Here is a 12,009-nt window from a genome sequence, read left to right as displayed (position 1 = left end):
TTCCCCTCAGTACTGCCAGTTCAGGCTGAACGCCACATAAACCGGATCGGTCTTAAACCCGTCCGGCTTCGAAAAAGGCGTCCCCACAGCGATGTCGTAAACCAGATTTGCCGGTCGGATCGGACCTTTCAGCCCCACTACCCCCCCGGCCAGTGTGCGCCCGACGTTAAAGTCCGCACCATTGCCTCCTATCCGGCCATAATCCGCGCCCAGATACAGTTGCTGCTCCGGCAATGGTGTCTGCCAGGACAGGGTATTGCGCAAGGTCCAGCCCGCATCCGCACTCAGTGAACGCTCTCCGTCAAAGCCCCGTACCGTCCAGCGGCTGCCGATACTGAACCGATCCTGAGGTGTTAACGGGGTCTGGCTCCACTGACGCAGGTATTCCACCCGGTGCTGGAATGCCTCCCCGACCAATGAAAATGGGGTGTTCAGTGATGCTGACACCTGAATGATGCGGGCTTGCGCGGTGGCATAATGCTCACTGCCCCGTGGATTGAGTTCCTCTTCCGGTGCGGGCCGTGCACCAAACCAGCGCGTTCCGTGCTGGTAACTGATCCCGGCATCCAACACAGCGGGCCCCAGATAATGGCGATGATCCAATGCCAATCGCCAGTGGCTGGTCCGGCGCTTTTGTCCGGTAATTTCCGTTTGTTTGATGAAGTTCCGGGTCTGACGTACATTCACCCCGTAGGTTAACGTTGTCTTTGAATTGGCATTACGGTGCAGAACACGGCTTAACTGCGCATTCAGGCTGTGACTTCTTCCCCGGTACTTCGCTGCTTCCGTGCGATGAGGCACCGTTTGGGCATAATTGTATTTACTGCCGGTAACTGCAAACAGCCAGTAGCCAAACGGCACGGAATAATGCGCCGTGTAATTGGCCGACTGTTTTCGGTCAGAAAACGCCAAATCCCGGGTCACCGCCACATAAAACAGGTCACTCAGAGAGGTAGGATTATCAAGCGCCAACATCAGTCCGCCCTGATTCTGTCCGGTGGTTTTCGTGCCGCTGTTATCCAGCCAGGCCCCCACATGCCAGAAACGAGACTGCTGGCGCTGAATCATGATATCCGTTTCACCGGGAGCGTCTCCCGGCACCAGTTCCATGGAGGCTTGAACATTAGGTATACGCTGGAGGTTTTCCATGCCTTGTTCAATCGCCCGTAAGTCTAACAACGCCCCTTCCCGAGCCGGTATCGCTGTCAACAGAGAAGCGTAGGTGTCCGCCCCCTCCGCATACCGGATCTGGCGGATTTTTCCCGGGACGACCATCAATTTCAGGTCTCCCTGACGGAGATCTTGTTCGGGTGCCAGTATCCGTGTTGTTACCCAACCGTGTGAAATCAGCCGGTTCTGCATCGTGCTCATCAGCAATCCGATGCCCTGTGCCCCCAGACACTGGCCAATGGCCTGATCCGCCAAACGCTGCAAGGGCACCCAATGCGGCAGTGCCTCGTTCCCCGATAGCGTCACTTTACGAATATCAAAACAGGGAGATTCGTTGGGAAACGCCAGAGGAGACGCGGCAACTGTGGTTGCCTCCTCAGCCAGATTGACCCGAGGCGGCCGGGCTTCCAGCCGTTGTTCTTGTGCCTGCTGTTGCTGTTGTTGATGAATTAAGGTCTGGTCATCCGGTTGTGCCTGAGCAGGGAATATTGCCAAGACACTGGATCCGGCCAACCCGAAGCATAGATTACTGAAAAGTTTATTTGGCATATTTTTTCCAATAAAAATTGGCGCATTTTTATTTTCAATCGAGAATTAACAAAAATATGTGAAGAGCAATTATGCGGAGATTTGATCACTTTTCAACCAAACAACAATGCAAAATAAATTCCACCTGATTAGATTAAAAAAATAATAAATGAATTTATTTGAAGTAAATAACTGCCTTTTGACAGATAAACACACATATAATGAAATTATAATCCAAATAAAGGTAAAAAAATAAAAAGCGGTGAAATGACATTCAGAACATTCTTACAGCAATTATTTTTATCAAAAAACGAAAAACAATAACCATGATTAATTTGAAATAAATTAAACAATCGATAACAAGAAATAGTGATAAAGATAAGGCGAGAGTTTTAATTAATCTCAACGTTTCTTAAGCATCGCAATTTCATGGTCACGTAAACCTAAGCGCGGCTTTTTCGGCTGAAATATATAAGCAATCAGTCCTGAGACTATTTTCAGTAAAAAGCCGACTACGCTTCAGTGCTTTGAATGTTCCATCTGAGAAATATTTTTCAATTCGTCATTCACCGGATGAGTAGGCCACGGGAACTGCTCCCGCAGCCTCTCGCAGAACAGTACGTGAGCCTCTCGACTCATACCGCTCTCTTCAGGTAAACACACCTGTCATTCCTGCCCGACAATGGGCAAACCCCCCCTATGCTCCTTTGCAATCCTTTGAAGACGTTTTGAGTCTTGGGTTTTATATCTGCTCAGAGCTTTGAACTTTCATCTGACTCAGCGCACCCGCGCTTTGTTGAGTTGCCTGAAAACCTTATACAGTGCCTTCTGGTTATGATGGCAGTGGGCGATCAAACGTCATCCAACTAAATCTAAAAATTGGGTAAGTCGAAAATACGACATGAACCACCAAGGAGAAGGGTAATTTCATGGCTGGCAGAAAATAGCCAATATGGACTGCCATTTTAATCTGGTTCAAATAGCTTAAACGCTGATAAAAAGGCATGTGAAGATTAGGAGTGTGGCTACGCCATTCGATCCTCAATACCAAACCTATTTGGTTAAGAGGAAATCGAAAAAGGAAAGTCATCATTCTTGGTACGACCCTGTTCTGACTACAATTTAGGTTGCTGGGTAACGTAATATGTCTTAGTGAAGGCTTGAGCCGTTGCAGTGAAAGTTGCACGTACGGTTCTTAGTACTACAGCCGTGATCCATATTGTGTCATGATGACTCTCTATCTTCCTAACACCAAGGGAGGTGTCCTATGACCTCACCTGTCAACTCTGGGAACAAGCGCTACGGGGCGTGCATTCCCGTCTGGCTTTCCTGTTTCACTCTGTCGGCTCTCAACACCGTTGTCTGGATTATCTTCGCGGACTGCTCAGTGATGTAGAGCGCAAAAATGGCTGGGCGAACACTCGCCCGATGACATTCAATATTTTCTGGAACGCGCCCATTGGGAGGCGGAGGCGGCCCGCGATATCTTACGCGACTATGTGACTGACCATCTCGGCGATGAGCAAGGTATCCTCATTATTGATGAAACCGGTTTTATTAAAAAAGGAACCCACTCTGCCGGGGTACAGCGTCAATACAGCGGCACCGCTGGACGCATTGAAAACAGTCAGATAGGTGTTTTCCTGTGTTACGCCGGTAAAGGCGGCCATGCCTTTCTTGATAGGGCCTTATACCTGCCCGAACAGTGGACTGAGGACCGGCCCCGCTGTACGGCTGCGGGCATCCCTGACGCCGTGAGCTTTGCCACTAAACCCCAACTTGCCCGACACATGCTGGCGCGGGCATTGGATGCTGGCGTGCCCTGTCGCTGGGTGACTGCCGATGCCGTGTATGGGCATGACCGCCGCCTGCGATGCTGGCTGGAGTCCCGGCATCAACCGTTTGTATTAGCGATCCCCAAGAATGAATGGCTTTGGTGGCAAGGCCCGCACGATATCAGGGCGGACGTGATTGCCGCCAGTCTGATGCCTGACGATTGGGAAACCCAGTCCGCGGGGTTAGGAACAAAAGGAGCGCGTTGGTATGACTGGGCACAGATCCCGCTCTGGCGTTTGCAAATAAGTAAAGAAGAACGGCGTTATGGTCATTATCTGCTGGTCCGGCGTAGCCGGGATGATAAACAAGAACACGCGTATTATGTGGTGTATGCGCACAAAGAAGAGGCTGATCTGAAAACGCTGGTTCAGGTAGCAGGACACCGCTGGGAAATTGAAAGTGGCTTTGACGAAACCAAAGGGGAATGTGGGCTCGATCATGACGAAGTGCGGCAGTGGCACAGTGGGTATCGGCATATTACGCTGTCTTTACTGGCCCATGCGGTCTTGGCAGTTTTGCGGATACAGGAGAAAAAAAACACCGCAGGGACTGATAGCCCTGAGTGTGTCGGAACTGCGTAAGCTGCTGTCAAAACTGATGGTCAAGGCCGGGGAAACCGTAGAACAGATCCTCTATTGGTCAAACTGGCGACGACGACATCAATACCGTGCGCAACAATTTCATTACCGCCGCCGAGAAGGACATTTGGTCACGGAACAGTTACGACTGTAGTACTAAGATATAATCTTTGTAGTCGTTTGCTTCGATTTTAGAATGCATTTGGTTAGTCGATTCCCAAATCTTGGCGGTCAGTTGTTGTTTATTCATGTTTTACTCTCGATAGAAATAAATTGTTAATTAATGTGTTTATATTATATTTCCATATGTAACTTCAGTTATTTTTTCAGTAGGGAATAACTGCTGTTATCCCTTCTTCTTCGATATAATTTTCATACTGAATGGAATAAATAATAAGTACCCCACCGGCTGTTATGTCCTCTCTTTAGACATGTTTATTCGTTATCATTATTTTTAGGTTGGGTGATGCTGCCTACATGTTGATTGTACCCTGAATCCATGCATGTTGTTTCCTTGCATGTAGCTGGATCGCGACCATTGCCACTATGAGAAAATCCATATATTGGAATCATTACCTTGGGTTGTAGTGTCAATCACAACTATGAAATTAATTTTAATGAAAAATAAAGTTATTCATCATCATTATTAGTAATAAATATAAGTAATAATCATCCAATCGGTAATGAAAATGACTCCTTACTGAGAATAAACCGAAAAAAGATTGCAGAAAAGCGGCCTCGGCATACAGAGTCACTTTGACAGTTACAGCCAGTTGTATGATGAGGATGTGAATAACGGCTAGATTTTCGGTCGTCTTTACCACATGGGATAGACCTGCGTCGATCCAACCACCGATAGCTATGAGGTCATAATGTATAATATTGATGAGTTATTGAGCCGGCTTTCTCATTCCCGCTCGCCAGCAACTATCACGCTTTCTTCACTTATTCCCCTCTCTTTTTCTGAGCTACATACACAGTATGAAGACCTGCTTTCCAAGGGAGAATTGCAATATCTTTATCGCAAGGTGCAGGAACAGAAGAAACGCAATTTGTTGCTTGAGGCCAGAGTATCCACTCAGACCTATCCTCAGTTAACTTTCGCGATTAAAAAGGGCTTGACAAAAAGCGTAGAAACCACCTCCTTGAACGCCAACCCGTTGGATTCCATTGATCCCGATGCAGTTGCTCAGAATGACCCGAGCCACTACAAAGTTGCCACCTTGGTGGAGATGTTGATCACCCAAGGGGATATGTGCTATCGCGAACTGACATCGGATGCGCTCAACGAAGCCAAAATATGGTATATCTTTGCGCTGGAAGCCATGAGCAAAGAATCAAAGGACTCAGGTGAAGCGTTATGGAATGTACCAGCATTGGAAGAGGCTGCTGACGAGGAGCTCCTGATGATAATGCAGACTGCATTGAGCCAGCTTGATAAAGGAGAAATATCTTCAAGACAAGAATGTACCGCCAACTCACAGACTAATCTTTTTCTGCCTAAGTTCAACCCGACGCTGCGCCAACGCTTATTTAACCTGCATCACAACCTCAGCATTGATGGTCAGCCGCTGTCCTTGTCTATTTATGCCGAACCGACAGACCCGGAAGCCTTGAAGGTGAGTTTAGTGCAGAATTCTACGGAGGAACGCGCTCTGCCTTATAGCACGCAGCGACTTTACCATTTCCCGGTTATGCTGGAGCGGGCACGTAACCTGACGGGCCAACTGACCCAATTCGGGTTATCACTGCTAAACATGGCCGAGCATGCTGATGCCGACAAGTTGTATGCACTTCTGCTACAACAGGGAATGGAGCTAATGTTGCAGAGTATTACGATTCAGCAGCGGACGGTGGAGGAAATTGACACTGACACAGATGAACTGAATGAAATGCTGCAAGGGGCGCAATCTCGTCTGGATAAATATACGGCTCTATATAACGAGGATGAGTCCGCCGGGGAACGTCAGGCCATGACTCTGGCAGACAATGCAGCCGGTCTCTCAATGGCCGCCCAGACGGTGTCAATGATCGAAGAGGGGGCTGATAGGTCACCGAACATCTTCGGCCCTGCGTATAGGGGTAGTCGTTGGGGGGGAGAGAGCCATGCCTCCGCCGCTAAGATATCACTGAATTCGTCAGCCATAAGTCAGGCCCATGACAAAGTCATCCGGTCGGAGATGTACCGCCGTCGTCAGGAATGGGAAATCCAACGTGACAGTGCACAGAGAGAAATCAACCAGATTGCTGCACGGCTTGAGGGCATGAGCATCCGTCGGCAGGCGGCCGTGATGCAGGTCAACTCGTTGCAAACTCAGCACCAGCATACCTGCGAACAGCTGGAGTTGTTACAGCGTAAATTCACCAATCGGGAATTGTATAACTGGATGCGTGGTAAGCTGAACGCTATCTACTATCAGTTCTTCGATATTACCCAATCATTCTGTCTGATGGCTCAGGAATCCTTGCGTCACGAACTGAGTGATAACGGGCTGACCTTTATCCGCGGCAGTGACTGGAATAGCAGTACCTCCGGTTTAATGTCTGGAGAGAGGCTGATGCTGAATCTGGCTGAAATGGAGAAAGTTTGGACTGAGCGTGATTAACGCTCGCTGGAGATGACTTGCACGGTGTCATTGGCGCAGTTTTATGCTGCACTCAATGGGATACCCGTTCTCATCCGGTAAAGAATGCCTTCGAAAGTCAGTCGGGGTTCTTCTTTATTGTAGACAAGCCCATTTTGTGGTCACATAACAGATCTAACTATTGGGAGCATGACCTCGTGTTAGGAAGAAGAGAATCATCATGACACAATACGGATCACGGCTGTAGTATTAGGAGGACGGCACTTGGTAACAGATGCCGTCTATCCGACAAAAATGAGTTAGCGATAACATAGGAATAATCGCCTAAGACTCAAGATTGCTTTGCTCATATTCCAATGACCAGAGCAACAGAGCATGTGTGCTCCAATACAACTTATTCGCCCTCAATATTCTGGTAGTACACCTGCTTAATATAACGCCCTCGCCCATCGCCATGCCCTAAATCCATTGAGACCAGTGCCAGCGCTTCCCGCTCGCTGAATCCTTGCGCTATATAATGCTCCCCGGATTGCTGAGCAAAATGATAACGCATACTATGCGGCGCTTTATTGCCGCTCAGCCCTGCACGTCTGACAATATAGCGGTAACGGTCGATAGCCTGCGTGATCGTCGGCTTATCAATCAGTTTGCCGCCACGCCCGGCCTGCTCGCGTTCAGCATAAGCAATCGCGTGTTGCAGGGCTTCCCGATCCAGTATGACCGTCTGTCTGGGGCGTCCACCTTTAGTACCGAACACCACCCGCACAGACGTATGCCCGTTTTCCAGTGCTTTCTTCCAGGTCGCTAACGATTTGTAGGCTTCCACCGCTTCTTTGGTACGCAGTCCCAGCACATACGCCAGTTGCATAACAGCCGCGACACGCCGGTCTTTTTGCTCCACCTGCTGAAAAATGTCCCGGAATGCAGCCGGAGCCAGCGCCATTTTCGTTCCCATGCGGCTGGTATCCGCGATACCCAATGCCCGGTTACTCAGGCGGGTATTATCGGGATCAGCCAACTTATGCTTTCCCGCCTGCGCTAAAATGGCTCGCAGCACCGACATTTCATTTTGCAGTGTCCGGTGACTGAGATTGTTGGCTTTGCGTTCAGCGATGTAGCGCTCAATATATTTCACCTTCAGGCTATCCACTTGCCGGAGTTTGATGCCATTGTTTTTCAAATAATCAAGGAAGTACCGGGCAATCCGTTCACGATCCGCCACCGTAACAAAACTTCCGCCCGCCTGTCGGGCATGCGTGATAAAGGCTTTTCTGAACTGCTCAACCTTTGAACGTGTCGATCCCTGCGCCATTCTCGCCTCTTCTGCTACTTTGCATTTGTTTTATTCATTTTTAGTCGTTTTTAAAACAATTCCCTGCGTGTCGGTTCAGGTTCACCGTTCCGTGGTGCGTCAGACAATGTGTAGCAGGGCGGGATTGTGTTGAGTTATTGCAGGAGCTCGCGATGTGCTCAGCACTGCGATGACATGCTCCCCGTTCAGTACCTGATCAGCTCAGGATGAACGCCTCATTATCTTGACGTGATTCATTCTCCTTAATCTTTACTGCATCAGCCTGCAATCAGGCAGTGGGTTGAAAATCCGATAGGACAATCGTTTAACAGGGTGGTTAATCGTCTGTTTTGCGTGGTTTCACTGAGTAATGCGGGGTTCAAATCGGTCGTAAAACCAGACCGGATGGGCTATGGACGTTTGCCGCTTTGCGGCGTCACTTGGTAATCGCTGCGCTTCAACACAAGTGACGCCGCGCAATATTCGGGACGCTGATCGTGATGAATAGACAATGTGAATGAATGTTGTACCGGTGAAAACGGTATCGTTTGACGTAAGACAGAGCCTGTTTTGCTTTGTTGTGTGAGTAGCCGGTGATGAATCACACCGGGAAACTTTCATCCTCAGACGGAGGGTTAGGTGTCCGGGGATATCTGCTTCCAAAAGTGCGCAGATGTACCGCATGGTATGCTCTCCCTTGCAGGCTACGGGAGTTTTAATGTCGCCGCTTCACGCTGATCCTTACAGGCGGAAGATCATCAGATAACAGAACGATAGTAGCGATTGTCTCAGGCGGGGTCAAACAGTGTTTTAGGTCACTTTTCCACGGCATATTTTTAGCCTGTGTGAACAGGATCTTTCTAAAATAAATAAAAAGACCGTTTCATATTGCTGAGATAAAAATTATCTCATTGTGATATTGATGCCTATGTAAAATTGTAAAATAATTATTGGTACTGTATTCTAACAAGCCTGAAATAGTTATTTTTATTATGGCGTGTTACTTAATATTGGCGTTAAAACGGCCTGAATTATTTTAAACAATGACTTTTGTGATCATAGTCATAAAATGAAAATGATCATGCTTTCCAAAGCCCTTGCTATTTTATTTTTATAAATAAATCATATCACTATCGAATCGATACTCAATCTGTCAGCGATCCCTCCCAACACAATGAATTCACTATTGATAAAAGCAGAGTGTATTACGCTAGTGACGCAATTATTTTAATTTTTTACACTGTGATTGTTGGGGGCGTTTTTTTATTTCACTTGATTCCATTTGGTTTTCACTTATCCCTTATTTATCATTTCTCCTCATTATTATTTTTCATGCATTAACCAAAATAGTCCGGTATCACAGTTTCTTCAAATTATCTCAGGGTCACGGTGTAAAAACAGTCGGTTGATCCTTTCATTATCCTATTTGTCAGAGACAACGCCGGACGAATTTCAATGTTGTGCCCGGACGTGATGGCCGATGGTTATCACGTTATCCGTCATCACCTCAGGGAGACACCTATGTCAGTGAAAAAGCACATCGCAAAACTTCAGCAGGGAAAGGCCCTGTTTGAGCAGGGGCAACAAGCCACCCGGCTGGCTCAGCAGACAACCGGGAGCTTCGTTGGGCACGAACCGGGGTTGGCAAAGAAAGCCGCCGGGGGTCACAGCGCCGCCACCAAAGCCCTGCAAAAAGCCAGTCAGTTTCTCAGTGATGGTGCCCCCAGCGGTCTGCAATTTACCCTGACGGCGGGCGGTCTGGCACCAGAAACCTTTGTCGTCACTGATTTTACCCTGAATGAGCATTTTTCTCAGCCGTTCCAGCTGGAAGTCGGACTGGCGAGTGCTGACCCTGCCATCGACTTTCCTGCGGTACTCGACCGCGCTGCCACGCTGACAATCACACAGGATGGGGTTGAAAGCCGGAGTATCACCGGTATCGTTGCCGGCTTTGAACAGGGCAATACCGGGTTGCACCAGACCACCTACCAGATGAGTATTCGCCCGGACCTGTGGCGCACCACCCTGCGTCAGAATTCGCGTATTTTCCAGCAACTGAACATTGAATCCATTATCACCAATATTCTGAAAGAGCACGGTATCCGCGATGTGGTCTTCAGCCTGCGCCATGCCCACCCGGAACGGGAATTTTGTGTGCAATATCAGGAAAGTGACTTTGCCTTCCTGCAACGCCTGACCGCAGAAGAAGGTATCTTCTACTTTTTTGAATGCGGCAACGGGCGCAATACGCTGGTGTTTGCCGATGATGCCGGCTCTGTGCCGCCGGGCATTGTCCTGCCCTACCAGCCGGGTGACACCAGTACGCTGGGCGAGCCGGCAGTGAGCCACCTGACACACCGGGCACAGGTCCGCCCGGCTCAGGTGCAGCTCAAAGACTACACCTTCAAAAATCCGGCGTGGCCGGCCGAATTCAGCCAGCAGATGAAGGAAGACACGCTCCAGCAGGTGTATTACGAACATTACGACTATCCGGGGCGTTTTAAGGATGAGGCACACGGTAAGGATTTTACCCGCTACCGTCTGGAGGGACTTCGCAACAATGCCGTGACAGGACAAGGCCGTGGTCATGCCATTGCGATCCAACCGGGACGGTTATTCACCCTGTACAACCACCCGCGTGAAGATCTGAACCAGTCCTGGCAGGTGGTGGGCGCCAGTCATGCCGGTAGCCAGCCCCAGGCACTCGAAACTACCAACAGCGGCACAGGCACCACCCTGAACAGCCAGTTCCACTTTATCCGCCATAACCAGCACTGGCGTCCGGCACCGTTACCGAAACCGGTCATCGACGGCCCACAGATTGCCAACGTCGTGGGACCTGCGGGAGAAGAAATCTTCTGTGACCAGTACGGGCGTATCCGCCTCCAGTTCCCGTGGGATCGCTACGGCAAGAGTGATGACCAGAGTTCTTGCTGGATACGGGTCACCCAGCCGTGGGCCGGTCAGGGCTGGGGGATGCTCGCTATCCCGCGTATCGGGCAGGAAGTGGTGGTGGATTTTCTGCACGGCGACCCTGACCAACCCATCGTCACCGGACGCACCTACCATGCCAGCAATATCCCGCCGGGCGGATTGCCGGGCAGCAAAACCCAGATGGCCTTTCGCTCCAAAACCCACAAAGGCGAAGGTTACAACGAACTGCTGTTTGAAGATGCCAAAGGCAGCGAGCGACTGGTCCTGCATGCGCAGAAGGATATGCAGACGACGGTAAAAAATGACCAGAGCCTGGTCGTGGAAGCCGGTAACCGGAGCCTGCTCATCCAGACGGGGGATGAACATAAAACCGTCCAGCAAGGTAATCTGACCGAGAACATCTGCCAGAAACGCAGTACACAAGCCAATGTGGTGCAGGTGAAAGCCAATGCGGGCAAAGCCGGGGCGGGGATGCAATTGTATGAAGCCGAGGATGATATCACGCTGAAAGTCGCCAGCGGTACCATCCAAATGACGAAAACCAACATTAAAATTTCGTTCGGGGGCGCCAGTATTGAGCTGAATGACAGCGGGGTCACCGTATTAGGCGGTCAGGTTAACATCAACAAATAACGCATTTTGATTTTTAACTTGCAGAAAGTAAAAAGGAACTTCCATGAACAACCAACTTGATCTCGCGCCTTTCCACTTCAATCAGGGCACGATTATGCTGCCCGCCAGCTGGCAGGATGCCAGTATTCTGGTATTGAACAGTACCGATGAAAAAAATGGCACCAGTTTCACCATTTCCCGTGACAATCTGCCGTGGGGGCTGGCATTCAGTCAGTTTGCCGAACGGGAAATGACCGCCATCAGCAAGCAACTGAAAGATTATGAAGCGATAACCCATGAATCCTGTGAACTGAACGGTTTTGAGACCGAGATTTTCGAATTTCGCTGGCGTGCCCCAAGTGGTCCGGTACATCAATTAATGATGTTGTTGAATACCCCAAAACAGGTGCTGATTTTCACCGGCACCTGTCAGGGGGAGATGACCGCAGCACAACGGGAACAGATGCAGACCATG

General features: G+C 49.4%; 7 protein-coding genes and 2 pseudogenes. 5 read left to right on the top strand and 4 right to left on the bottom strand.

Annotated features, from left to right (window positions below; translation table 11 throughout):
* Positions 1-6 precede the first annotated feature (6 nt).
* Both AACS90_RS00045 and AACS90_RS22680 read right to left on the bottom strand, forming a co-directional pair.
* The gene (locus tag AACS90_RS00045) at positions 7-1,719 is read right to left on the bottom strand and encodes a ShlB/FhaC/HecB family hemolysin secretion/activation protein (protein ID WP_099119849.1); all 1,713 of its coding nucleotides are present in this window, start codon (positions 1,717-1,719) and stop codon (positions 7-9) included.
* Positions 1,720-2,100: 381 nt separating this feature from the next.
* A pseudogene (locus tag AACS90_RS22680) lies at positions 2,101-2,268 on the bottom strand (IS982 family transposase); the annotation flags it as partial.
* Between the two features lie 690 nt (positions 2,269-2,958).
* Here AACS90_RS22680 and AACS90_RS00035 point away from each other — a divergent pair.
* The 3 genes and pseudogenes from AACS90_RS00035 (at position 2,959) to AACS90_RS00025 (ending at position 6,718) form a co-directional block, all read left to right on the top strand.
* Positions 2,959-4,115: pseudogene (locus AACS90_RS00035) on the top strand (IS701 family transposase).
* Complete coding sequence (locus AACS90_RS00030; RefSeq protein WP_206601817.1) at positions 4,099-4,266, top strand: hypothetical protein; 168 nt, start codon at positions 4,099-4,101, stop codon at positions 4,264-4,266. Before AACS90_RS00035 ends, AACS90_RS00030 begins: the two are co-directional and overlap by 17 nt.
* A 718-nt stretch (positions 4,267-4,984) precedes the next feature.
* Positions 4,985-6,718, top strand: coding sequence for a Tc toxin subunit A-related protein (locus tag AACS90_RS00025; protein WP_099119848.1), 1,734 nt, complete (start codon positions 4,985-4,987; stop codon positions 6,716-6,718).
* 373 nt (positions 6,719-7,091) lie between these two features.
* Here the strand turns inward: AACS90_RS00025 and AACS90_RS00020 are convergent, their stop codons facing one another.
* Complete coding sequence (locus AACS90_RS00020) at positions 7,092-8,009, bottom strand: integrase domain-containing protein (protein ID WP_099119847.1); 918 nt, start codon at positions 8,007-8,009, stop codon at positions 7,092-7,094.
* A 339-nt stretch (positions 8,010-8,348) separates the two neighbouring features.
* Complete coding sequence (locus AACS90_RS00015) at positions 8,349-8,672, bottom strand: hypothetical protein (protein WP_153043623.1); 324 nt, start codon at positions 8,670-8,672, stop codon at positions 8,349-8,351.
* A gap of 837 nt (positions 8,673-9,509) precedes the next feature.
* On the opposite strand from AACS90_RS00015, the gene AACS90_RS00010 reads away from it, so the two are divergent.
* Complete coding sequence (locus AACS90_RS00010) at positions 9,510-11,555, top strand: type VI secretion system Vgr family protein (protein ID WP_099119846.1); 2,046 nt, start codon at positions 9,510-9,512, stop codon at positions 11,553-11,555.
* Between the two features lie 43 nt (positions 11,556-11,598).
* On the top strand, positions 11,599-12,009 hold a 411-nt coding region (locus tag AACS90_RS00005; RefSeq protein ID WP_099119845.1), incomplete at its 3' end, for a DcrB-related protein.

The sequence above is a fragment of the Xenorhabdus sp. KK7.4 genome, assembly GCF_963876465.1.
Taxonomy (GTDB): Bacteria; Pseudomonadota; Gammaproteobacteria; order Enterobacterales; family Enterobacteriaceae; genus Xenorhabdus; species Xenorhabdus stockiae.
This window is presented reverse-complemented; position numbering and strand designations above follow the sequence as displayed.

What these genes read in the sequence shown, in the direction of transcription:
- AACS90_RS00025 (WP_099119848.1), top strand. Translation starts at nt 4,985, where the DNA reads ATGTATAATATTGATGAGTTATTGAGCCGGCTTTCTCATTCCCGCTCG.
- AACS90_RS00045 (WP_099119849.1), bottom strand. Translation starts at nt 1,719, where the DNA reads ATGCCAAATAAACTTTTCAGTAATCTATGCTTCGGGTTGGCCGGATCC.
- AACS90_RS00010 (WP_099119846.1), top strand. Translation starts at nt 9,510, where the DNA reads ATGTCAGTGAAAAAGCACATCGCAAAACTTCAGCAGGGAAAGGCCCTG.
- AACS90_RS00015 (WP_153043623.1), bottom strand. Translation starts at nt 8,672, where the DNA reads ATGCGGTACATCTGCGCACTTTTGGAAGCAGATATCCCCGGACACCTA.
- AACS90_RS00020 (WP_099119847.1), bottom strand. Translation starts at nt 8,009, where the DNA reads ATGGCGCAGGGATCGACACGTTCAAAGGTTGAGCAGTTCAGAAAAGCC.